Origin of the sequence: Acetobacter fabarum (assembly GCF_040702925.2) — a bacterium.
GTDB lineage: Bacteria > Pseudomonadota > Alphaproteobacteria > Acetobacterales > Acetobacteraceae > Acetobacter > Acetobacter fabarum_B.
In genome coordinates this window covers 427,080-449,593 of the sequence record NZ_JBFCXX020000001.1, presented here as the reverse complement: position 1 = coordinate 449,593, position 22,514 = coordinate 427,080, and the positions used below count along the sequence as shown (strand labels likewise).

The window sequence follows — 22,514 nt, the reverse complement described above, 5'->3', positions numbered from 1 at the left end:
AGCTGTATGTAAAGGGAGGGTGCGGGATGAAGCGTTTTACCTGCCAGTCCTGTGGGCAGCTGGTTTTTTTTGAAAATACCCGTTGCGACCAGTGTCATGCTCCTTTGGGCTATATGCCCGAAACCGCCAGCCTTGCGGCTCTTGTACCTATGGAGAAAGGCCTTTACCAACCATTAGGGCAGGATAAAGGAGACAGCACGCGCGCTTTTTGCGCCAATCATGCGTATGGTGTCTGTAACTGGCTGACACCAGCCTTGCAGGTTCAGGATGTGTTCTGTTTTGCCTGCCAGTTTAACCGGGTTATTCCCAACCTGAACATTCCGGGCAATATGGAGCGTTGGCGTAAGCTGGAAATTGCCAAGCACCGCCTTTTTTATACTATCCTCAGATTGAGGCTTCCGGTCAAAAATCGCCGGCAAGACCCGCAGGAAGGGCTGGTATTCGATTTTCTGGATGATTCGCCCCAGAGTTGGCCACCGATCATGACGGGGCATAGCCATGGCGTTATTACCATAGCGACCAAAGAGGCGGATGATGCCTACAGGGAGCATATGCGTGTGGAAATGGGAGAGTATTACCGTACTCTTCTGGGGCATTTCCGGCACGAAATTGGTCATTATTACTGGAATGTCCTGATCCGTGATGGCGGACGTCTGGAACAGTGTCGGGCCGTATTCGGTGATGACCGGACAGATTACCAGAGTGCATTGCAAAAACATTATGCGCGTTCAACACCGGATAACTGGCGGGAACATTACGTCAGTCACTATGCCATGTCGCACCCATGGGAAGATTTTGCCGAAACATGGGCGCATTATTTTCATATAGTGTCCACACTGGAAACGGCCTTATCTTACGATATGACTATTGGACCCATGGTGGATGGCAAGTCTGCTCCGACCCACAGGTCTGATCCTTATCTGCACATGCCGTTTGATGACATCATGGAAGCCTGGCTGCCTTTGACATATGCAGTCAACAGTCTGAACCGGTCCATGGGACTGGCCGATTTTTATCCTTTTGTGCTCACCGCCGGCGTACGTACAAAGCTGCGGTTTATCCATGATGTCGTCCGCCATGTACAGCGGGGGAGTGATCAGTCATCTGGGTTATTGTAACTGGATTTGTGAAAAAAGGATTTCATCGTTCAGGGTCATAATGACGTTTTTGGCGCGACGGGAGAGTAAAAGCACCCTCTGGGTCTGTGAGAGAGGCACAAAGGGTGCCTGCGCCATGATCTCCCGGTCAACGTCTGACCATGCGTGGTTGCTTGCCGCCCTGTCTGTCAGGGCCAGCATGGCGGCACCTTGCATTTTCCGGTCGATCTCCGGGTCACAAAAGCCCGAATAATTGGGAGAGTTGTCAGAGTTGGGGTGGAAGGTCTCGCAGGAAAACAGGGTTTGTAAAAAACTGGAAGCGGAAGGGTAGTCGGCATTCCAGCCAGCCAGCGCTATCTGAAAATGGTTTTGTGTATTCTGGATGTAGGTAAACGCTATGGCAGGGCTTATGCTGCGGACTGTCGCCTTGAAGCCGAGCATGTCCAGCGTATTGCGTATATCCTCCGCCGTGGCGCTGCCGTGTTCTTCGGATGGGACAATAATAGTTACTTTCTGCCCTGCCATGCCGCTTTCCTTAACGAGCTGGCGGGCTACATCCATATCCGGCTTAACCCAGTTTTTTGCCGGATGTGTCGGGGAGGCCCCCTGAGTGTAAAAACAGAACGGCTCATAACCCGGAGTACCATCGGGCAGGATCTGGCATAGGGGCGAAGCCACGGACGGGCCACCCCGGTAAATAATCATGGCATGCCGGTTGACCGCATAATTCAGGGCCTGCCGAACCTTGAGCGATGTAAACGGTGGCTCATGCACGTTAAGCATGGCGAAGTATGACAGGAGCGGGGCATAAAGATGCACCTGACTGGCGTAGCGGCTCCCGACTTCCCCTAAACGGTCCAGCGGAACATTTTCGTACATCCAGTCTGCCTGCCCGTTTTCCACGGCAGTAACAGAGGCCTCTCCATCCAGACCAAAGGAAACCCGAACCTCATCCGGATAGGCTGCGGGCTGTGCCTGATGCGACCATTCGTGAAAAAATGGATTACGTTCCAGACGTAACAGAGTGGTCGGGTCATACTCCGCAATACGGTAGGGGCCTGTTCCGGGTATGGGGGTGTTGCCCATGTCATGCGCAGGAGTGTCTGCGGGCAGGATAGTCGCATGCATCCATGCCAGCCGGTCCAGAAACTCCGGGTCTGGAGTGTTTAAATGGAAGATGATCTGCCTCGTCCGGGCATCCGTTTCCACACCACCATCCAGTGTGCATGTGGAGGGGGTTTCCAGACAGGCCCGGGCACCAACAATGGCCCCGTAATATGGTCCTGCGGTTGGACTTCCTACCTTGAAAAGACGACGGAAAGACGCCGCCACATCATCAACCGTAACGGGCTTGCCGCTGGAAAAATATAACCCGTCCCGCAGGGTCAGGCGATAGGTGCGTCCGTCATCCTCGGGGAGGGGTACAGCCTCAACCAGATTGGCAACAACCGGATGCGCACCGGGGCCAGAAAATTTGGGATAGGTAAGCAGCGTATCATACACTGGTGTTTCAAGCACTTTTGTCAGGGCAATGTAAGATATTTGCGGGTCAAGCGTGCCTGCGTCACTTTGGGCGAGAATATGCAGCGTGCCTCCCTTATGGGCTTCAGGCTGCCCATTTGTGGCCCATGCAGGGGGCACGGAACAGGCGAGCAGGCCAAAAGCCATCAGATAGGGGAGTAAAAAAGGCATCCATTGTATCATGCCCAAAGTATGGCGTGCTTTGCGGTGCTGTTCAAACTGGAAATGGGCGGGATATCCGCAGTGCGCATCGCCCCGCTCGGTTTTTTCCAGCTTGAAGGCGATCAAGCGCCTTATGCGAGGCATCGCCTGTCAGGAGATTATCATCATGCTTTTTTTCGCCTGCGCAGGTTTGCCCAGTGCTGCAAATACGTGCGCGTATTTTTTGACCTTTCACAAAACAGTCATGCCTAAACTGTTTTTTTTACGTGTAGTATTCCGTTACAGCAAAGCGGGAGGCGAATATGCATCTTCATCAGGTTGTGCAGACGACGCAGGTCAAAACCTCGGATCGTTGGCGTGAGGCCGTTCGCGAACGCTGGCGCATTACGCTGCTGAGTGCATGGGAGCGGGACGCTCTGGTTGAAGGCAGCACGGTAAGGGCCTGTTCTCCACAGGTGGTCTTTTTGCGCCAGAAGCCCCGTATGCTTCGTAATAATGCGGCTTATAAATAATTTTCCTGTTCCTGTCCGTATGTCAGGCTGTTCTGGCAGGTTTGTGTCTGCCGGTTTATGCTGCACGCATTGCGTTTAAAAAGGCGATGTTTAAAAAAACATGATGAATAATGGCCTTGGGCGCTTGCGTTTGTCCAACCAAAGTCATAAGAGGAAGCGCCAAAGGTCGGGTGACCCGCGGCAGTGATTTGCTACAGGGTTAACCCGCCACGTTGTAATTCAGCAAGGGTGCCCGCTGCATGACTTCCTCTCCATACAGCCGTGTTACTGAAGCTCTGGCGTTTGACGATGTTCTTGTCGTCCCGGCTGCTTCCGATGTCGTGCCAGGTCAGACCGTGGTGCGTACGCATCTGACGCGCTCCATCGAGCTTAACATTCCGCTTATTTCTTCCGCCATGGATACGGTAACGGAAGAGCATATGGCCATTGCCATGGCGCAGCAGGGTGGCCTTGGGGTTATTCACAAAAACCTCAAGCCCGAAGAGCAGGCCGAGCATGTGCGCCGGGTCAAGCGGTTTGAATCCGGCATGGTGGTCAACCCGGTTACGGTCGGTCCGGACCAGACACTGGCAGACGTGCGCGAGATCATGCACCGGCATGGTATCAGCGGCCTGCCGGTTGTGCAGCCCGGCACCCAGAAGCTGGTTGGCATTCTGACCAACCGCGATGCCCGCTTTGCGGTTGACCCTACCCAGCGTGTTTCCGAGCTGATGACCAAGGACCGTCTGGTTACGGTTAAAAATGGCGTTGACCCGGATACGGCCCGCCAGCTTCTGCACAAGCACCGGATTGAAAAGCTGCTGGTTGTGGATGATGCCGACCGTTGCGTTGGGATTATTACCGTCAAGGATATGGACAAGGCGGTCGCCCATCCTCTGGCAATCAAGGATAACATGGGACGCCTGCGCTGTGCTGCCGCAACCGGCGTGGGGGAAGACGGTTTTAGCCGCGCCAAACTGCTGATTGATGCCGGGGTAGATGTTCTGGTGGTGGATACCGCGCACGGTCATTCTGCTGGTGTGCTGGCCGCAGTCGAGCGCCTGAAAGCGCTGGATGATGATATTCAGGTTATTGCCGGTAACGTTGCAACGCCGGAAGCCGCACGCGCACTGGTTACCGCCGGAGCTGATTGTGTTAAAATTGGTATTGGACCGGGTTCCATCTGCACCACGCGTATTGTTGCCGGGGTGGGTGTGCCGCAGTTTTCCGCTATTTTGGAAACGTCTCTGGCCTGTAAGGAAATGGACGTTCCCTGCATTGCCGATGGTGGTATCCGCACGTCGGGCGATATCGTAAAGGCCATTGGCGCCGGGGCTGACGTGGTCATGATCGGTTCGCTGCTCGCTGGCACGGAAGAAGCGCCGGGTGAGGTCTTCCTGTATCAGGGGCGTTCCTACAAATCCTACCGGGGCATGGGCAGCCTTGGCGCCATGGCGCGTGGCTCGGCAGACCGCTACTTCCAGCAGGAAGTCAAGGATACGCTCAAGCTTGTCCCAGAAGGGATTGAAGGCCGCGTACCCTATAAGGGCAGCATGTCTGCCGTTATTCACCAGCTTGTTGGCGGGTTGAAGGCTGGCATGGGCTACACTGGCTCGCGCGAGATCAGTGACCTGCAGGTCCGTGCCAAGTTCCGCCGCATTACCGGGGCTGGCCTGCGCGAAAGCCATGTGCATGACGTGTCCATCACGCGTGAAGCCCCCAACTACCGTCAGGACTGATCTGCCTTTATGACCCCTACAGCCAGACTTGCCGCCAGCATCGACCTGCTTGCGGCTATGGAGGCGGCACCACGCAAACCAGCGGATGCCGTTGCCAACAGCTTTTTCAGAGAAAGACGCTATATTGGCGGCGGCGACCGGCGTGCCATTTCCGGGCTGGTGTGGGACATCATGCGCAACTGGCGCAAGCTGGGCTGGTGGCTTGAGCAGAACGGGGGCACAGCCAGCCCCCGCATGCTGACAGGCGCCCAGTTGGTGTTTGACCGCACCCCTATGGAAAAGCTGGTATCCATTTACGGTGGCGGTCGTTTTGCCGCGGGAGCACTAAGTGAGTCTGAACAGGCGGTGCTGAACGCCCTGATCGGCAGGGCGCTTGAGTGCGCGGATATGCCACGGGCCGTTCGGCTTGAGGTGCCAGACTGGCTGCTCCCCAGACTGGAAGAAACCTTTGGGGCGGACCTTGAGACAGAAATCAAGGCCATGGCCGAACCTGCCTCCCTGGACCTGCGCATTAACATGCTGCGTACAACCCGCTCCGAGGCCATGCACGCTCTGGCGCGCGAAGGGCTGCATGCGGAAGAAACAAAGCTTTCCCCTTGGGGACTGCGGCTGGAAGGCCGCCAGCCTGTAACCGCCAGCAAGCCTTTCCGTGATGGTCTGGTCGAAATTCAGGATGAAGGCAGCCAGCTTGTTGCCGCCATGGCGGGTGTTGACCCCGGCATGCGCGTTCTGGACTACTGTGCGGGTGCCGGTGGCAAAACATTGGCTCTTGCCATGATGATGGAAAACAAGGGCCATATTGTCGCATGTGATGTTTCTGTCGTGCGGCTGGAAGGCGCTGTTAAAAGACTGCGCCGCGCAGGGGTGCATAATGTGGAGCGCCATCTGCTGACCGAAGGGGATAAATGGGCCAAAAGGCGCGCTGCCTCGTTTGACCGTGTTCTGGTGGACGCGCCCTGCAGCGGCACGGGCACGTGGCGCCGTAACCCGGATGCGCGTTTTCGCACCACGCAGGTCGATCTGGAGGAACTACTGGTCAAGCAGGCAGCCATTATGGACCGGGCGGCCGCGCTGGTTAAACCCGGCGGCCGCATGATCTACGCCACCTGTTCTCTCCTGAAGGCCGAAAATGCCGGGCAGGTCGAACAGTTTGTGGCCCGCAATCCGGACTTCCATCTTGTTGCGTCCGGCTCCCCGACGCTCCCCGAGAGTTTGCGTGAGATGTCCATGATCAGCCTGACTCCCGCACGCGATGAGACTGACGGTTTTTTTGCAGCTGTGCTGGAACGACAGGGACAGAAAGACTGAGCATTTTTTACAAAAGGCTATTTCCCCACTGCTTTTGCGGTCTATCTTCCCAGTTTGGTGTATAACTTTCATGCCCTTATGCTTTAAGCACGAAAGAACATGGATCACATCTGGCTCCGAGACAGACCCGCATGACCGATAGTTTAATCATTTTCGTCTTTTTTGTGTTGGGTGGCAGTATGCTCGCACAATGGACGGCATGGCGCTTCCGGCTGCCCGCGATTGTGCTGCTGTTCTCGCTCGGGTTGCTTTACGGGCCTGTCCTGCAGGTCATGCACCCGTCGGAAATGATCGGCTCGGCTTTTCATCCCCTTGTGTCACTTGCTGTGGCCCTGATTGTTTTTGAAGGTGGTCTGGCACTTGATTTTCGGCAGTTGAAAGAGGCCGGGGAAGGGGTTTTACGCCTGACTCTGGTGGCCCTTCCCATTAATTTTCTGCTTGGCAGTCTGGCCGCCCATTCTATTGGCGGCATGGGATGGGGACCTGCCTTCCTGTTTGGCTCGATTGTGGTGGTGACAGGACCTACAGTGGTTCTGCCTCTGTTGCGCCATGCCAAGCTTAAACCCCGTATTGCCGCATTTTTACGTTGGGAAGCCATTCTAAACGACCCGGTGGGAGCTATTCTGGCAACATTGGTGCTTGAAGTGCTGCTCATGCGCCCCGGCGAAGGATCGGGTACGGTATTCACGGCCATTGTCCCTCATATGCTGGCCAGTGCTGTCCTGATGATCGGGCTGGGCGTGGGGACGGCGTGGTGCATAAGGTGGCTCTGCGTGCGGGATCTGCTGCCTGACATCATGAAGCTGCCGCTGTTCATTACATTGGCGCTTATGCTCTATGTTGTCGGGACTTTGAGCATGGATGGCGCAGGGCTGATCGCTTCTACCGTTTTTGGTATGGGTCTCGCGAACCTGCGCATTCCGGGTATGAGTGAACTTCAGCGGATGAAAGAGGCGCTTGTCGTTCTCATTGTCTCCGTGCTGTTCGTGCTTCTGGCGGCGGACCTGCAACGCCACGAACTCACGGGCCTTTCGTGGTCTATTGGCGGGTTAACGCTGGCGGTTCTGTTTCTGGTCCGTCCACTGGGCATATGGCTGGCAACCATTGGCACAAGCCTGAGTTGGGCCGAACGGTTTTTTGTGGGCTGGATCGCCCCGCGCGGCATTGTTGCTGCCGCAGTAGCTGGCATTGCCGGTGTCCGGTTGCAGGATGCCGGCTACCCTGGTGCGGGGCTGGTCATGCCCGCAGTGTTCGCCATTATTGCCTCGACCATGATTCTGCATGGTTTTTCGCTTATTCCGCTTGGACGCAAATTGAATCTCACCCTTTCCAACCAGCCGGCACTGGCCATTGTGGGGGCAAGTGAGTGGTCCACACAACTGGCGCAGGTTGTGCACGAAGTGGGCACGCCGGTGCTTCTGGTCGATAGCTCCGCAAGGGATCTTGCAGTTGCCCAAAATGCGGGTGTACCGGTGCTTTGCGCAGAAGTTCTGTCGGAAGAAGGGGCGGAAAGTCTGGAAGAACGTCCGGCGGATTACCTGATTGCCGCAACACCTGACGCCATTTACAATGGACTGGTCTGTGCGCATCTGGCTCCTCATTTTGGCCATCAGCGCGTGTATCAGGTCAGCCCCGGCATTGCCCGTCTGGACCAGTACCGCGGTCTCAGCCGTGAGGCGAGGGGAAAGGTGCTTGGGCAACCGGGATGGAACTTTACCTTGCTGGAAACTCTGGTCAAACAGGGGTGGTGCTTTGTTGCCAAAAACATTACGGAAGAAAATAAAGAGCGACTTTTGAAGGAAAATAGCGACTTCCTGATTTTTCTGATGATCCAGAAAGGTGCAGCCATTACTGTTGTATCTCTGGAAGACGATGCCTCTCCTCCCTTCTGGGTAGGGCTGGTGGCCATTGGTCTTATGCCTCCCCCTAAACAGGAAGAGGCTGCCTAAACGCAGGACCAATTAATTGGTTGAACTGAGTATTGCATCGTCATTCACACATTAATTGTCAGGCTCAGTATCCATTGGTATAGGCAGCAGGATGTGATTCAGGCTTCTTGAGGAGACTATGGGATGCGACCTATCTCAAGGCGCATCGCACGGCATCAAGTCTGCGGTTAAAAAAGGGGCTCAGGCCGTCTGACTGGGTGCACCAAAGGCGGGATGGATTACGAAGCTGCATGCCATCACCGACCGGGACGGACGTCCGCCCGACTTTTTCATGACAGCAGGTCAGATCAGTGATGACACCGGAGCAATTGCCCTTCTGGGCAGTCTCCCACCAGTCGAATGGATGCTGGCAAACCGGGGCTATGACGCTGACTGGTTCAGGCATGCCCTGGAGGAGAAAGGGATCAAACCCTGCATTCCGGGACGGCAATCCCGCGGGAAACCGGTCAAAGACGACAAGCGGACATGCAAACGATGCCATCGTATCGAGATCATGTTCGGCGGACTCAAGGACTGGAGGCGGGTCGCAACACGCTATGACAGATGCTCCACCGTTTTCTTCTCGACCATCTGTCTCGCCGCAACCGTCATGTTCTGATTATGAATCCAGAGCCTACGTAATTTATGATAATGTCGGCAGACTCTCGCAACAAGTATATATCATAGGTGTGCTGATATAGAGGCGCACCTTCGTTTCGTGTTGCAGAATATGGTAGAATTTATTGCCAAAGGGGAAGGTAAGGGTCATGCTTCACCAACACCCCCAATTAGCATTCCCGGATGAAATCTCATGATAAAAATAATTAACTCTATACCTAATATCGAAAAAACCAACACAATAATGAATTCCATAGAAAAAGATAGCTACCTAGATAAAATTTCTTACATATCTAGAAATTGCAGTCCATATAATGCAATTTTCTTTTGCTCTCTTCTATTTCCATCTTTTGTATTTATTGATGGGTGCTATATTTTGGAAAATTATTATACTGAAGAAAATTTTCGCAATGCGGTTCGAAATTGTGGTGGAGATAAAAGAAAAATTGAAGAAGGTATGAATAATACCTTAATTTATGAAATATTTGACCATTTTAGTGAATCTGTATCGGATGTTGTATATGAGGAGATCGCTGAAATTATTAAATTCTCCTGGGATATGATTTTGAAAAAAGAAATCCCGGAACATAATTTCATAGTTGAGTGCATCATTGATGAACGAAATTATGGTCCAGTAGTTACGTTCTATCAAGCCTAGTTTGCGTTGACACAAGACCTGATCCAAAACCTTGTGGCAGCGAGATTGAGGAAACTTATGAAGGATACCGACCGGAACGGACGTCCGCTCAACTTCTTCATGACAGCAGGCCAGATCAGTGATGACACTGGTGGTGCAACTGCCCTTCTGGACGTCTGCCATCAGTCGAATAGATGCTGGCAGACCAGGGCTATGACGCTGACTGCAGCAGGCATGCCTTGGAGGAGAAAGGGATCAAACACTGCATTCCGGCACGGAAATCCTGCGGGAAACGGTCAAATACGACAAGCGGACATACAAACGACGCCATCATATCGAGATCATGTTCGGCAGGCTCAGGGACTGGAGACAGGTCGCAACGTGCTATGTACAGATGTCCGACCGTCTTCCTCTCAGCCATCTGCCTCGCCGCAACCGTCATGTTCTGGTTATGAATCCTGAGCCTAGGCAGTACAGTCGGGAGTATCCCCCATAGCATGAATGACAATTGCCGTGGCTCCGGATTTTAAAACAGTACGCAGGTCCTGTTCTGCCAGGGCGATGCATCCTTCCGTTGGTGTGTGGTCAGGGCGTTGCAGATGCATGAAGATAGCCGACCCTTTCCCCGGTAGGGCAGGGGCATCGTTGTAGCCTATAACAACCACGAGATTGTATAGGTCATCCTCTCTCCACAACTCTTCATGCCGGGCAGGGTTAGGTCGTGTGATGTGCTGGTTATACACAGCAGATGTGGGGTCATCACACCATCCATCATCTGGATTTAACGTTTCCGTGGGCAAAACAGAATGGGGGCGGGTGGTTCGGTCTGCCCGATAATACACTTTTCTGAGAGTAAACTGACCAGCCGGGGTGGCCATATCCCCCTCACGCTTATGGCTGGTGATGCCACTTTTGCCGATCACTGCATCCATTATTATGAGCCCGCAATGCAGTTTTGCGTAGCTGCGGCTGTCCGCCACGGGCCACACGTGTATGATCATCTCAAGATATTACCTCTGTTCGTGGCCTGCCATGTGGCTCACGTATCATGTCGCTGCTTACGTTGCGTGAAGATTCGTGGCACGATAGCAAAAGAACAGGTCAGGCAGCCACTCATAGAAGGCTGACACAAGGAGATGGAACCACATGACGGGTGCACGCCCCATTTTGGTTGTTGACGACGATCAGGTTATCCGCCGCGCTTTGACGGAACAGCTACAGGTTGATGGTGAGTTTCTGGTTCAGGAAGCCGCCACGCTGGTAGAAGCACGCGAGAAAATGAAAGGCCCGGATGCCCGGTGTGATGCCATCTTGCTTGATGTCTCTTTACCGGACGGCGATGGCAGGGATTTCTGCGCGGAACTGCGCAAGGAAGGGCTGCGTATGCCGGTGATCATGCTGACCGGTTCGGATGATGAGGCCGATATCGTGCGCGGTCTGGATGCCGGGGCCAACGATTACGTGGCGAAGCCTTTCCGTATTGCCGAGCTTCTGGCCCGGCTGCGTGCACAATTGCGGCTGTTTGAAAACAGTGAAGATGCCGTTTTCTCAATCGGTCCGTATACCTTCCGTCCGTCTGCCAAGCTGCTGCTGGAACCGGTTAAAAACCGCCGTATCCGGCTGACGGAAAAAGAAACTGCCATTCTGAAGTTTCTCTACCGTGCAGGCACGCGTCCGGTCCCCCGGCAGGTTTTGCTGAACGAGGTATGGGGCTACAACGCTGCGGTCACCACGCATACGTTGGAAACCCATATTTACCGCCTGAGGCAGAAAATTGAGCCTGATCCTGCCCATGCATCCCTGCTGGTAACCGAAGGTGGCGGTTATCGCTTAAACCCGGAAGTGCTGGCTTAAAATCCAAATCTCTCCCTGTCTGACCGGCGCATGGCAGACGCAGCTGACCAGACGGGGAGAGTCTGGTCTGGGGGAGATTATCTCCGTCTTTTTACAAAGTGTGTCAGGCCGTTTACGACCATACCCGGCAATACACATGCGGCCAGCAGCGTTGCGGTGACAAACAAAAAATATGTGGGCCACGCGTGGTAAACAAAGGCCCCAATAACACCTCCTCCGACAAAACAACAGATGATCTGCAAGTGCAACCAAAGTCGCTGCCAAATAATGGAGCGGTGCTCTGGACCAACCCTGTGTCGCCATGCGTCCAGCCAGTCGGCAATTTCCATTCCCAAGTCTGTCAGCATGCCGGTAATGTGTGTTGTGCGCACAACTGAACCCGAGATACGGGTGACAGTTGCATTCTGCAAACCCATAAGAAAACAGAGCATTAACGCAGGAGTAAAACTGTGTGGGCCAAACAGCACAAAAACATTGGCCACTCCCAGCAGAGCCAACATGGCAGATTCTAGTAAAATACTAAAAGCATAAGCCGCGTACCAGTGCCGCCTGCGCCCTCTGTTGACCAGAAATGTACAGACAGTGGCTCCCAGAATAAAGCTTCCGCCCAGTTCCATAGCGCGAAAACCTTCCAGCAACTTTCCACTCTGGAGATTGAGAGCCATTGCAGAAGCGTTGCCTGTCATATTGGCGCAGTAATATCCAAAATTCATAAAACCGGCGACATTAATGGCCCCGGCAATCATAGCGAGAGAACTACCCAACCTCCGGTTGGTGACAAAATTCCGTTTTTCCTGCTCCTGAAAGAGCATACTTTCCCCTTACGCGTTCCTGCAGTGTCAACTGACCGCAAAATATTTGATTTTTTTGACTTTAATGGCAAATCACCTCTTGCCAAACCCTTCGTGATAGATGTATCTAACCCACACAAACCGGGTGCGTAGCTCAGCGGTAGAGCATCGCCTTCACACGGCGGGGGTCACAGGTTCAATCCCTGTCGCACCCACCACGGTTTGCCCCAGTTTTCTGCGGGTTACAGAAAACAATCCACAAAATAATAAGCGTCCTATCGGTTTATATCGGTCCATATTGGACCATATCGACCCATATTAAGCCACATCAATCCGTGCGCCTTTTTGATTGACTTTGCATACTATGTTCCTCTTATGTTCTCCATTAGGGAGAAAGTAGATGAATGCACGCTATACCGGAGACCGCGCGACCGGCTTTGCCAGTCCGGCATCCGATTCTGTTGAGGGGCCGATTGACCTTTCCCAGACTCTGGATCTGATGAACCCCAGCCGTTACCCGGTCCGCGTGCGCGGGGCGACCTTTGCCGCCCGTGGCATTCTGGACGGGGATATTCTGATAGCTGATACAGCAGGCTCTCCACAGGCAGGCCAACTGGTCATTGCCTGGGCCGCAGGGCGTGTTCTGCTGGTGGAATTGCAGAAGTGGGGCAACACGTGGTGGCTTGTATCGGGTGACAACACGCATCCACCACTGAGGTTGATCCTGCACGGGATATGGAAATCTGGGCCACTGTTGCCAGCGTGGTGTGTGAGAGGGCTTGATGTTATTGTTGTCATAACCGCAGTCCCCGATGATCCTTTTTGTCTCTTCTGGCATATCCGCCAGCAGCACATCAGCACCTCTGAAATCACTGACCTGCCCTGCGGTCAGATGAAGGCGGACAGGACGGCCTTTACCGTCACATACAGCGTGTAGCTTTGAGTTCAGGCCCCCTTTTGTCCGTCCGGTATGATGGGGAAAAGCCCCTTTTTAAGCAGGGAGGCACCGTTCTGTGTGCTTTGAGATGTGTCGCATCAATGATCAGACGCTTTGAACCACCGATCTGATCCGTTCCATCTTGCACTCAGAAAGCAAAAACACGTCACTCACAGGCTCACCCTCCACCGACAAGGCGGTGAATCACAATACTCCGCTCAGTTCAATAAATTAGCAGGTCCTGAGCATGGAAAGATTCATTAGCAATCCAACCCATCGAACCACGGGCCTAAAACACATCGGCTGGCGCGGCGTGGGCCAACTAGTAGCGATTATAGCGCCAGAGGGCATACCCGAAAGCGATTGCGCTAACCCCACCCACCACCATGGATAGTGGCTCGGCTCCCAGCCGTTCATACCATTGCGTGTAGAACTCGATCGCTCCGAAAACAGTCACGAGATTCACCAGCCTTCGGTAGCCACGCCTTGCTGCCCACAGGCCGGTTAGGAATAAGGACACGGCCCAGACGATGACAAACGCCACCGTCGGGAGCATGAAGCTAGACGTGTTTATGCCGTCATTCAGGGAAACAGTCCTGAAGTTGAAATCATCTCCGAACAGCGAGCCGATCCAAAACCCCATATTAACCAAAACTAGGCTGATAAGCACAAAAATTAGCGCCACCCTTTCTCCAGTTCGCGGCAGCAGCAGAGCCAGCCGCCAGACTCCGAAGGCCAAAGCCGTAAAAACGAGGATCGTCAGCGTTGGCGAACGGATGGAGATCTCATAGCAGCCCGCCCAATAGCCGGCGCTGCCGCCAAGAGCTGCTTCCAGCGTTAACGGCACCAGCGCGATCAGCAGCCTGCTCTGTGCAACAATGCCTGTGCCTGTGAAAATTACCGCGGCCAGAATACAAGCATCCAGAGGGCGAAGGCCGAACAACCCACCAGATGCGGCCAGCACCAGCGCCCCGACCACCATCCAGATGCGGCCCAACAGCCCCCAATTTTCCTCGTGAAATTTCAAGGTCAGCCAGCCTACGCCTATGGTGATCATTCCGAATAGTGCCGCAAGCGCGATGCTGGCCATAAGGGAAAACCCAGCGGATGCCATCAGGCCGACAAGCCCGGCCGCCACCGCAATAGAGCCGAAGGCGACGAGAATATTGATGGCATTGCCGCCAATGTCACGACGGGCATGGTTTTTCAGCAAAGCCGCCATCTCCGCCGAAATCACGCCCTGCTCGCAGAGCAGATCGGCATCAATCAAGATTTTCATTTATGCTCCTAAGTGGAAATGCGCAGCCCGCAGTTGATGAAGCATCTATATGGCGCCTGATTGGCCATGAATGCCTGTTCTGGGAACAGCGCGGCCAGCGTTCTTCGGCCGTGCAAATATCTGCTTTTCGCCTCTTCATGACTCAGATCGGACATTCTGCCCTCCATTTCAGACAATGACAAAGAGCCGCAGTTCATTGTCTGATTTATAGACGGGTTTGCCTCTCACAAGCCCTTACCAACGGTACACAAGACGCATAACGCCCCAGAAGAGTATCGCTAGGGCCGCCACCTGAGCCATGCGGAGCGTTCACCGAAGAAAATGGCGAATTGAGCCTTTGCCATGGACCATTTCCTTGATGGCATGCTCTATTTTTTCTTGCCCCGCTCAAGGCTGGGGAAAGAATCCTGAGGGCCATGGCCATAAAAATGAGCTCTCATTTTCTGTAATAGGCCTGAAAAATGTGCCAACGCGTCTTTTCAGCTTACACGATGATCTGTATGGCTAGGGGGCTGTCGTTCTCTTGGTTATCCGGGGTAACGCCTGCAATATCGTGCGCTGGTAGCTCAGTTGGTTAGAGCGGGCCGCTCATAACGGCTTGGTCGCGGGTTCAAGTCCTGCCCGGCGCACCATATTTTTATTCGGTTTTTGTATCTGGCACCGCCCACCTATTTCCCGTTTTATCGGGTCGGGGTTTAAGGTCCGCATTCTGCCGATATTAGACCGGTTTTTCCGCCTCAAAATACCCGTGGTTTACCCAACCTGTCTCATATCTGGAACAGGTTAGGTTTTTTGCTACAAACATCTGTGAGCACGGCCATATCAACTGTGGCAATTTCTGGGTGCTTCCTGTTCATCAAACGCAATTGGCTATGGACAGGGGCAGTGTAGCAGCCTGCCTCAATGTTTCGGGCTGACTGAACACATTCAGAGAGAAACACAACATGCGAGAGAGTAATAAGGGGTTATTTTCAATTATAACCTCAGTCTTACTGGCTCTAATCGGGCTTTTCCTGTTTTTGGGTGGGGCGGAACTGCTCTTCCTTGGCGGCTCCTGGTTCTATATTCTGGCAGGCGGCGTTATGCTGGCGGCGGCTTTTAATGGTTTTAAAAACCCAAGGCTTGCCATTCGCCTGTACGCAGTTCTGCTGCTGGCAGCAACGGTCTGGTCTCTTGTTGAAGTCGGCTTCAATATCTGGGGGCTGGAAGTCCGGCTGTTTACACTCATTGGCCTTGGGGCATGGCTTCTGCTGCCATGGGTCTGGCGTACGGGTGCCGACTGGCTGACCGACAAGCGTGAAGTGTTGGGGGCCGTTGCCGTTTCCACTCTTGTGGTCGTGGCTAGCTGTTTTGCCTCGTACTCGATCAACGGCACGGTACCGGCTGATCGCATGGCCGCGCAGGGGCAGGCCGATCTGGCCGCCAATGGTGTGGCAGATGCAGACTGGTCGGCTTATGGCCGCACGGTTGGGGGGGATCGCTACTCTCCCATCGGGCAGATCACACCCGCCAACATCAGCCGTCTCAAACGCGCATGGATGACCCGTACGGGCGACGTGCAGCAGGGCGGTGAGGGCACTGTTGCCGGGCCTGATCAGGGGCATGAGTTCAATCTGGAACTGACGCCGATCAAGGTAGGTGACACGCTTTACATGTGCACCCCCCATAGCTGGGTTATGGCGGTAGATGCTCTGACCGGGAAGGTCAAATGGAAGTTTGACCCCAAGCCAGCAACGGCTGATCTGGACAAAAACGTGTATCTGGCCTGCCGTGGTGTTTCCTACTATCACATCCCGGACGAAATTCAGACCAGTTGCCGCAACCGCATCTACTCCCCCGTGGCAGACGTGCGCATGGTTGCTGTGAATGCCGAAACCGGCCAGCCATGTGATGACTTCGGCGACCATGGTTTTATCTCCCTGCGGGATTACCTTGGCCATGTGCCGCACGGCTTCCACTTTGTAACATCGCCTCCCATGGTGGCCAAAAACCGCCTGATCACTGGTGGTTGGATTTTTGATAATCAGGCCAATTTTGAACCTTCTGGCGCCATTCGCGCATTCAACGCCACCACAGGTGCCATTGAGTGGGCATGGGACGTCGGCCACACCCCCGAAACATGGAAACCCGGCCCGAACGATGTGCTGACGCGCGACACCCCGAATGCCTGGGGCGTTTACACGGCTGACCTTGATCTGGGGCTGGTTTACATTCCGACCGGTAATGCTCCGCCAGACAACTGGGGTGGTTCGCGCCGTCCGTTTGACGATGCCTCTTCCAGCGCCACGGTTGCTCTGGATATTGAAACAGGTGAACGCCGCTGGATTTACCAGACCGTACATCATGACCTGTGGGATATGGATATTCCTTCCGGCCCATCCATGGTGGACCTGCCCGGCCCGAATGGGGAGAGCATTCCCGCTCTGGTCCAGAGCACCAAACGTGGTGAGTTCTTTGTGCTGGACCGCCGTACGGGCCAGCCTGTTCCGGGTTATCCGGTTGCGGAAAAATCCGTACCCACGGCCGGGCATGTGGCTGATGACCGCGTATCGCCCACCCAGCCATACCCAACAGCCATGCCTTCCCTTACGCCGCCTGATCTGAAAGAGTCTGACATGTGGGGTGCGACCCTGCTGGACCAGATGATCTGTCGCATCCAGTACCGTCAGTCTGCTTATGACGGGCAGTTTACACCGCCACATCTGGGCCAGACGACCATTGTCTATCCCGCATTCTATGGCATTGTGGACTGGCAGGGCATTACCATTGACCCGCAGCGCAAGCTTCTGCTGGCCAATGCAAGCTACCTGCCGTTCCGTATCCGTCTGGAAAAACGCCAGACGCTGGAAGGCCCCGGCACCCTGCCGAAATGGGACGGTAAAGGCGAGGAACCTGCTGCCAAAGGTGACGCACTGTCTGTTTCACCTGACTATGGCACGCCGTACATTGCCTACACCAACCCCTGGCTGAATCCGCTGCAGATCCCCTGCAAAGGGCCGGTCTGGGGTACGCTGACCGCGATTGACCTTGTCACCAAGAAGATCGTCTGGCAGCACCCGGTTGGCACCGCACGGGATACAGGGCCTTTCCGCACCCACCACAACCTTCCATTGCCGACAGGCATGTATAACATTGGCGGGAACATTGTGACCAAAGGCGGCGTGGTGTTCATGGGGGCTACAGCAGACAATTACCTGCGTGGTTTTGACCTCTCTACAGGTCAGGTCCTCTGGCAGGACCGTCTGCCAGCAGGTGGTCAGGCAACCCCCATGTCTTATGAGGCAGGCGGCAAGCAGTACGTTGTGATTGCTGCAGGTGGCCACGGGGGCCTTGGTACCCGTAGCGGTGATTACATCATCGCTTACACGATCGATGGCGCACAGGGCACCAAAGCCCCGTAACGCCGCCTTTCATGCGGGGCTCCTGATTTTTTTTCTGGAGCCCCGTTTCTTTTTGAATACGGAAATCCTTCTGATGTGTCTGACAGAAAAGCCGGAGCGGCTGCGCTCCTTGCTTCGCCTCGTCGTACCCGGTGTGGTTCTGGTTTATGCGTCTCCCGTTCACGCTGCGGATGTGACACTCGGCATTATTGGCCCGCACGAATATGATCTGCCGGTCGATTTCAAACCCTTTAACGTGTTGGTGCAGTATGGGGATGGAAACGCTGCGGGCAGCACATATAACAGTCTGGGCCAGCGACAGGCCCGTGGTGGTAGCCATACATGGGCGGGTATGACCAAATATGTGCATTTCCGCAGTTTTGAGGCCATTCCCCATGTAGGTTTTGCTTTTGAACTGATCCAGTCCGAAAGTTATTCTCTGGCTAATGGCACGGATTATGGGGGGCTGGGCCCAACCATTGTGGGGCCCGCTGCGTGGTTCAAACCCGATGCACACAGCACCTTTGGCATACAGACTTTTATGCAGACGCCAGAAGGTACCCGTGATGCAACATCACCTCATTACTGGTCCAATATTTCCAGCTTTATTTTTGACTATGAGTGGAAACACTTCAGCTTCGATGGGGATGCTGGCACCGTTGTTGGTTCTACAAAACATGTAAAGGGTGCTCATAGTTATTCGCCCGGCGTGGTATTTTACTCCAATTTACGCTTCAGCTGGAAAGCAACGCAAAAACTGGAACCGTTTGTTGCGTTTGACTGGCAGAATGTGACCGGCACATACGACAATTCAGCCAAACGTTACCTTGATGATTCCAATAGCAGGGAAACAACATTAGGGCTGGGGTTGATGTATAATATTTCCAGGCATTTTTCGGTGACCGGCCGCTATTCGCACTCCCTTGAGGCGCGTAATACGCCCGAAACCAACGCGTATTATGTGAAGTTCGTCTACCTTTGGTAAAAGAAATACATAAGAGGCATCCCAATCTTTCACGTTGAGGTAAAATTTTCTTTAAATCGTGTTATGTGGAAGAGCGCATGAATGGCAACCAGAGCAGGGCAAGAATAGCGGAAGACGATATTCTGCCGTACCTGGCGCACGAGAAAGATTCAGCGACAGGCAATCCCTGTATCCAGCAGTCATGGGAGCGCTGTGCTTCGTCGCCCTGAATGACGATGGAGATGTGACCGGGGCAACACATGCCGCCCGCCTGATGATGGGATGGACGGATGACATGATCAAAACTCCCTCAACCTCTTGACCGAACTGGCAGCAGGTTCCGAAATAAGCCTGCAAAAGGAGGACGAATGCGTTGTCAGGTCCGCACTGGTGGTCAGCCATGGCAATATGGCCGCCACAGCCCTTAGTCTGGGTATTAGCCGGACGACCCTTTGCCGCAAAATGAAGAGGCTGCCCATCCAGTAGCCTTGGCCTGTATTCAGTGCGGCCCACTCGCCTCTACGGGAAAGTCAAAAACAACGACTTTTTCCAGATAAGGGGCGGCAAACGCTTTAAAGGCATCATGCGCAGGATCAAAATAGCGCGGGTCGGATACAACTGGGCGACCAACGTAAAAATTGCGGTCTCCTGCGGATCGGAATGTCACCAGATAAGCCTGTTCAAGGCCCATATCCGCATTTTCTCCACTGATCTGTGGTCCGGTTTCGATCGAGAGAACCGGCGCTGAACCATCTGGACGGTGGGAGAGGTGATGGAGTGCAATAAAGCGTTTTGTAACCTCATTGCGTTCGGCTTGAGTCGTTTGTGGGGTAAAGCGGAACATAACCATATGCCGCACTAAACCGGGCTTGAAGTCGGGCGCAGTAAAGCGGGCTGCACCGGTTATATGCGCTTCATTACGGATTTGCTGCGCTGCTTTGCTCAACGCAGGCACAGCCCGAACCGGCTGTGCCAACATGCCGAACGCTGCCAAAGAAGCAAAGGTAGCATTCAGGGCCAAGCCCGCTACTCTATTTTTCAATCTCATGCGGCACACAGTCATCATAAATTACAGTGTAATCAGGGAGCCGGGTTGGAGTGAACCTGATGGATCGCGTTTATTTTTGCTTCCAATTCAGGAGTAATCGCCAGATTCAGAGAACCAAGAAGGATTTCAAGCTGCTCTATGCTGGTTGCACCAATAATATTGGACGTAACAAACGACCGGCTTGTTACAAAGGCTATGGCCAGTTGCACCGGGTTCAGCCCTTCCTGCCGAGCGAGGTCCATATAAGCGCGGATTGCCACATCCACACCGGGTTTTTCGTAACGCTGTGCGCGATTAAAAAGGGTCGTGCGCGCACCGGGTGGCCTTGCACCATCCAGATATTTACCTGTCAGGTACCCTTGGGCGAGGGGGGAATAGGCCAGAAGTCCCACACGCTCACGCAGGGCCATTTCTGCCAGCCCGATTTCGAACGTACGATTGATCAGGTTGTACGCGTTCTGAATGGATGCAACACGTGGCAGACCCGTTTTGGACGCAGCCAGAAAACTGGCAACACCCCATGCTGTCTCGTTGGAAAGGCCGACATGGCGGATTTTCCCTTCTGCTACAAGGTCACCCAGCACGCCCAGTGTTTCCTCTACCGGTACGGCATCATCTGGCGGGAGGTCTTTGAACGTGGTCCCGCCTTCTCCAAACAGGCCAATGGTGCGGTCGGGCCAATGAAGCTGGTACAGATCAATATAATCCGTGCCCAGGCGACGCAGGGAACCTTCCAGAGCATAGCGGATCTGGCGGGGTGTCAGGCGCGCCTGCTCACCTCCCGGTCGATACCACGGGGATAACGAACGCCCCACAACCTTGCTGGCGATAACCAGTTTGTCGCGCCCGCCGCGGGCTTTAAGCCAGTTCCCGATAATGGTTTCCGTTGCACCATATGTCTCGGCCCGCGGTGGAATGGCATAAAGTTCGGCCGTGTCGATAAAATTGATACCCCGCTCGAGCGCCAGATCAAGCTGGGTATGCCCTCCAGCCTGCGTGTTCTGCTGGCCGAATGTCATTGTACCAAGGCAGAGTTCACTCACCATAATGCCAGTACGGCCAAGTTCGCGTTTGTTCATCTTATGCCTATTGGTTAGAGGGGAAAATGATATTGGTATCATGGAAGATAATATGCGCCAGAACAAGGGGGCGGTAGCATAATGAAAATAAATATTAAAAAATACACAATGAGTAATTATGATATTATAATAATTTAATATCCACGTTGAAATTTGGCATCAGACCCATTACAGTTGCCGTTATGATTGTAAATATTTTGGAGGAACGCATGCTCACGCTTGAATGTCTTGGAAATGTGAAGTCTTCCGTGCATTTACCAGATTATAACCCGCTGGATATTAAGGTAGGTATTGTTCATTTTGGTGTTGGTAATTTTTTCAGGGCGCATGAAGCATTTTATATTGATAAAATCCTCAAGGCAGAACCAGACTGGGGCATTATCGGCGTTGGCCTGACAAAAGGCGACCATTCCAGCAAAAAAGCCGCATTGTTTCAGGCGCAGGATTGCCTGTATTCCCTGACCGAATGCGCTCCAACGGGGGATCGTTCCGTGCGGATCATTGCCGCATTACGGGATTACCTGCTTGCCCCTCAAAACCCGCAGAAAGTGCTGGAGCATTTAAGCAATCCCGATATCCGCATCGTGTCCATGACCATAACGGAAGGTGGTTATAATATTAACGAAACCACCGGCATGTTCGACCTGAGCAACCCAGACGTACAAAGCGACCTGCAAAACCCCGAAAACCCACAAACCGTTTTTGGGTATGTTGTAGAAGGTCTGCGCCGCCGGCGCGCTGCGGAAACAAAAGCATTTACCATCATGTCCTGCGACAATCTGCGGCATAATGGTGAAGTTGCCCGCAAGGCTTTTCTCGGTTTTGCTCAGGCACGTGACCCGGAGCTGGCTGACTGGATTGCGCGGAATGCTACATTCCCCAATGCCATGGTGGACCGCATTACCCCAACCGTTACAGCAGATATTGCCAAAGCCCTAAATACTGCCAGCGGGCTGGAAGATGATCTGCCTGTGGTGGCGGAGGACTTTCACCAATGGGTGCTGGAAGATAATTTTACCAATGGCCGGCCAGACCTAACCAAAGCCGGAGTGCAGTTTGTAACCGATGTTACGGATTATGAGTATGTTAAAATCCGCATGCTCAATGCCTCCCATATCATGCTCAGTTTTCCCGCAATTCTGTTGGGCTATGCGCATGTGGATCAGGCGGTCAAAGACCCCGCACTCAAGCAGAATGTGGAAAATTTTTTAACACGGGATGTTATTCCAACACTCAAAGCGCCTCCCGGAGTGAGCTTGCAGCATTATATGCAAAGTGTTCTAAGCCGTTTTTCCAACCCCGCCATGGCCGATCAGACCTTGCGTATTGCCAGTGATGGCTGTGCAAAAATTCAGGTCTTCTGGACACAGACAGTCCGCGATCTGCTCCTCGGCCATAAAGACTGCTCCCGCATTGCTTTTGGCATGGCCGCGTATCTGGAAATGCTGCGAGGCATCAATGCGCAGGGGCAGACTTATACAACATCTGAGCCAGCCTACACGGCAGAACAGGAAGCCCTTGTCCATTCTGATGATTATGCCGCTGGTTTAAAGCTGCCTGCGTTCGATGCATGGAGGGATTTGGAGAGTTCCGCCTTGGATCAGAAGGTCATTGAACTGCGTAAAATTATACGCACTCAGGGTGTTCTGGCGGCTCTGGCAGCGTTGCCCACGTAACGCCC

17 protein-coding genes, 2 tRNA genes and 4 pseudogenes are annotated in these 22,514 nt (G+C 53.8%); 16 read left to right on the top strand and 7 right to left on the bottom strand.

Features of this window, described 5'->3' with window-relative positions; genetic code table 11:
• Positions 1 to 26 precede the first annotated feature (26 nt).
• The gene (locus tag AB2L51_RS02095; RefSeq protein ID WP_395580913.1) at positions 27 to 1,118 is read left to right on the top strand and encodes a zinc-binding metallopeptidase family protein; all 1,092 of its coding nucleotides are present in this window, start codon (positions 27 to 29) and stop codon (positions 1,116 to 1,118) included.
• Here the strand turns inward: AB2L51_RS02095 and AB2L51_RS02090 are convergent.
• Positions 1,110 to 2,906, bottom strand: a complete 1,797-nt coding sequence (locus tag AB2L51_RS02090; protein ID WP_475557836.1) for an ABC transporter substrate-binding protein — start codon at positions 2,904 to 2,906, stop codon at positions 1,110 to 1,112. The genes AB2L51_RS02095 and AB2L51_RS02090 overlap by 9 nt on opposite strands.
• Before the next feature lie 176 nt (positions 2,907 to 3,082).
• Here AB2L51_RS02090 and AB2L51_RS02085 point away from each other — a divergent pair, with 176 nt between their 5' ends.
• The 7 genes and pseudogenes from AB2L51_RS02085 to AB2L51_RS02055 all read left to right on the top strand — a co-directional run.
• Positions 3,083 to 3,292, top strand: coding sequence for a hypothetical protein (locus AB2L51_RS02085; RefSeq protein ID WP_395580912.1), 210 nt, complete (start codon positions 3,083 to 3,085; stop codon positions 3,290 to 3,292).
• Between the two features lie 239 nt (positions 3,293 to 3,531).
• Positions 3,532 to 5,010, top strand: a complete 1,479-nt coding sequence (gene guaB / locus AB2L51_RS02080) for an IMP dehydrogenase (protein ID WP_395580911.1) — start codon at positions 3,532 to 3,534, stop codon at positions 5,008 to 5,010.
• Positions 5,011 to 5,019: 9 nt separating this feature from the next.
• A complete protein-coding gene (locus AB2L51_RS02075; protein ID WP_395580910.1) occupies positions 5,020 to 6,318 on the top strand; it encodes an RsmB/NOP family class I SAM-dependent RNA methyltransferase in 1,299 nt (432 codons plus the stop codon).
• A gap of 131 nt (positions 6,319 to 6,449) precedes the next feature.
• Entirely contained in the window at positions 6,450 to 8,267 is a 1,818-nt protein-coding gene (locus AB2L51_RS02070) for a cation:proton antiporter (protein WP_395580909.1), read from the top strand.
• A gap of 122 nt (positions 8,268 to 8,389) precedes the next feature.
• Positions 8,390 to 8,865: pseudogene (locus AB2L51_RS02065) on the top strand (IS5 family transposase); the annotation flags it as partial.
• 192 nt (positions 8,866 to 9,057) lie between these two features.
• Positions 9,058 to 9,522, top strand: a complete 465-nt coding sequence (locus AB2L51_RS02060) for a hypothetical protein (RefSeq protein WP_395580908.1) — start codon at positions 9,058 to 9,060, stop codon at positions 9,520 to 9,522.
• Between the two features lie 51 nt (positions 9,523 to 9,573).
• Positions 9,574 to 9,956 (top strand): annotated as a pseudogene (locus tag AB2L51_RS02055) (transposase); the annotation flags it as partial.
• 9 nt (positions 9,957 to 9,965) lie between these two features.
• Here AB2L51_RS02055 and AB2L51_RS02050 read toward each other — a convergent pair.
• The gene (locus tag AB2L51_RS02050) at positions 9,966 to 10,502 is read right to left on the bottom strand and encodes a L,D-transpeptidase family protein (protein ID WP_395580907.1); all 537 of its coding nucleotides are present in this window, start codon (positions 10,500 to 10,502) and stop codon (positions 9,966 to 9,968) included.
• Positions 10,503 to 10,647: 145 nt separating this feature from the next.
• Here AB2L51_RS02050 and AB2L51_RS02045 point away from each other — a divergent pair, with 145 nt between their 5' ends.
• A complete protein-coding gene (locus AB2L51_RS02045; RefSeq protein ID WP_166116912.1) occupies positions 10,648 to 11,355 on the top strand; it encodes a response regulator transcription factor in 708 nt (235 codons plus the stop codon).
• Between the two features lie 77 nt (positions 11,356 to 11,432).
• Here AB2L51_RS02045 and AB2L51_RS02040 read toward each other — a convergent pair whose 3' ends face one another.
• Complete coding sequence (locus AB2L51_RS02040; RefSeq protein WP_395580906.1) at positions 11,433 to 12,167, bottom strand: YoaK family protein; 735 nt, start codon at positions 12,165 to 12,167, stop codon at positions 11,433 to 11,435.
• Positions 12,168 to 12,289: 122 nt separating this feature from the next.
• Between AB2L51_RS02040 and AB2L51_RS02035 the strand changes: the two genes are divergently transcribed.
• Positions 12,290 to 12,364: transfer RNA gene (locus AB2L51_RS02035), tRNA-Val, on the top strand.
• 182 nt (positions 12,365 to 12,546) lie between these two features.
• Positions 12,547 to 12,807 (top strand): annotated as a pseudogene (locus tag AB2L51_RS02030) (S24 family peptidase); the annotation flags it as partial.
• Positions 12,808 to 12,939: 132 nt separating this feature from the next.
• Here the strand turns inward: AB2L51_RS02030 and AB2L51_RS02025 are convergent.
• Positions 12,940 to 13,192 (bottom strand): annotated as a pseudogene (locus AB2L51_RS02025) (transposase); the annotation flags it as partial.
• A 213-nt stretch (positions 13,193 to 13,405) separates the two neighbouring features.
• Positions 13,406 to 14,362: a hypothetical protein gene (locus tag AB2L51_RS02020; RefSeq protein ID WP_395580905.1), complete on the bottom strand. Its 957-nt coding sequence runs from the start codon at positions 14,360 to 14,362 to the stop codon at positions 13,406 to 13,408.
• Positions 14,363 to 14,917: 555 nt separating this feature from the next.
• On the opposite strand from AB2L51_RS02020, the gene AB2L51_RS02015 reads away from it, so the two are divergent.
• The 4 genes from AB2L51_RS02015 to AB2L51_RS02000 all read left to right on the top strand — a co-directional run bounded on the left by AB2L51_RS02015 (position 14,918) and on the right by AB2L51_RS02000 (position 19,192).
• A tRNA-Ile gene (locus AB2L51_RS02015) sits at positions 14,918 to 14,994 on the top strand.
• Positions 14,995 to 15,306: 312 nt separating this feature from the next.
• Positions 15,307 to 17,763, top strand: coding sequence for a membrane-bound PQQ-dependent dehydrogenase, glucose/quinate/shikimate family (locus AB2L51_RS02010; RefSeq protein WP_395580904.1), 2,457 nt, complete (start codon positions 15,307 to 15,309; stop codon positions 17,761 to 17,763).
• 73 nt (positions 17,764 to 17,836) lie between these two features.
• Positions 17,837 to 18,727, top strand: a complete 891-nt coding sequence (locus AB2L51_RS02005) for a transporter (protein ID WP_395580903.1) — start codon at positions 17,837 to 17,839, stop codon at positions 18,725 to 18,727.
• Between the two features lie 387 nt (positions 18,728 to 19,114).
• Positions 19,115 to 19,192 carry a helix-turn-helix domain-containing protein gene (locus AB2L51_RS02000; protein WP_395580989.1) on the top strand — a complete coding sequence of 26 codons (78 nt, stop codon included), beginning with the start codon at positions 19,115 to 19,117 and terminating at the stop codon, positions 19,190 to 19,192.
• 13 nt (positions 19,193 to 19,205) lie between these two features.
• Here the strand turns inward: AB2L51_RS02000 and AB2L51_RS01995 are convergent, their stop codons facing one another.
• Positions 19,206 to 19,685: a Dabb family protein gene (locus AB2L51_RS01995; RefSeq protein ID WP_395580902.1), complete on the bottom strand. Its 480-nt coding sequence runs from the start codon at positions 19,683 to 19,685 to the stop codon at positions 19,206 to 19,208.
• Between the two features lie 101 nt (positions 19,686 to 19,786).
• Positions 19,787 to 20,833, bottom strand: coding sequence for an aldo/keto reductase (locus AB2L51_RS01990; RefSeq protein ID WP_395580901.1), 1,047 nt, complete (start codon positions 20,831 to 20,833; stop codon positions 19,787 to 19,789).
• Between the two features lie 209 nt (positions 20,834 to 21,042).
• On the opposite strand from AB2L51_RS01990, the gene AB2L51_RS01985 reads away from it, so the two are divergent.
• Positions 21,043 to 22,509: a mannitol dehydrogenase family protein gene (locus AB2L51_RS01985; RefSeq protein ID WP_395580900.1), complete on the top strand. Its 1,467-nt coding sequence runs from the start codon at positions 21,043 to 21,045 to the stop codon at positions 22,507 to 22,509.
• The last annotated feature ends 5 nt before the right edge of the window (positions 22,510 to 22,514 follow it).

Coding starts and splice junctions, on each gene's coding strand:
- AB2L51_RS02095 (WP_395580913.1), top strand. CDS start 27: ATGAAGCGTTTTACCTGCCAGTCCTGTGGGCAGCTGGTTTTTTTTGAA.
- AB2L51_RS02085 (WP_395580912.1), top strand. CDS start 3,083: ATGCATCTTCATCAGGTTGTGCAGACGACGCAGGTCAAAACCTCGGAT.
- guaB (WP_395580911.1), top strand. CDS start 3,532: ATGACTTCCTCTCCATACAGCCGTGTTACTGAAGCTCTGGCGTTTGAC.
- AB2L51_RS02075 (WP_395580910.1), top strand. CDS start 5,020: ATGACCCCTACAGCCAGACTTGCCGCCAGCATCGACCTGCTTGCGGCT.
- AB2L51_RS02070 (WP_395580909.1), top strand. CDS start 6,450: ATGACCGATAGTTTAATCATTTTCGTCTTTTTTGTGTTGGGTGGCAGT.
- AB2L51_RS02060 (WP_395580908.1), top strand. CDS start 9,058: ATGATAAAAATAATTAACTCTATACCTAATATCGAAAAAACCAACACA.
- AB2L51_RS02050 (WP_395580907.1), bottom strand. CDS start 10,502: ATGATCATACACGTGTGGCCCGTGGCGGACAGCCGCAGCTACGCAAAA.
- AB2L51_RS02045 (WP_166116912.1), top strand. CDS start 10,648: ATGACGGGTGCACGCCCCATTTTGGTTGTTGACGACGATCAGGTTATC.
- AB2L51_RS02040 (WP_395580906.1), bottom strand. CDS start 12,167: ATGCTCTTTCAGGAGCAGGAAAAACGGAATTTTGTCACCAACCGGAGG.
- AB2L51_RS02020 (WP_395580905.1), bottom strand. CDS start 14,362: ATGAAAATCTTGATTGATGCCGATCTGCTCTGCGAGCAGGGCGTGATT.
- AB2L51_RS02010 (WP_395580904.1), top strand. CDS start 15,307: ATGCGAGAGAGTAATAAGGGGTTATTTTCAATTATAACCTCAGTCTTA.
- AB2L51_RS02005 (WP_395580903.1), top strand. CDS start 17,837: ATGTGTCTGACAGAAAAGCCGGAGCGGCTGCGCTCCTTGCTTCGCCTC.
- AB2L51_RS02000 (WP_395580989.1), top strand. CDS start 19,115: ATGGCCGCCACAGCCCTTAGTCTGGGTATTAGCCGGACGACCCTTTGC.
- AB2L51_RS01995 (WP_395580902.1), bottom strand. CDS start 19,685: ATGTTGGCACAGCCGGTTCGGGCTGTGCCTGCGTTGAGCAAAGCAGCG.
- AB2L51_RS01990 (WP_395580901.1), bottom strand. CDS start 20,833: ATGAACAAACGCGAACTTGGCCGTACTGGCATTATGGTGAGTGAACTC.
- AB2L51_RS01985 (WP_395580900.1), top strand. CDS start 21,043: ATGCTCACGCTTGAATGTCTTGGAAATGTGAAGTCTTCCGTGCATTTA.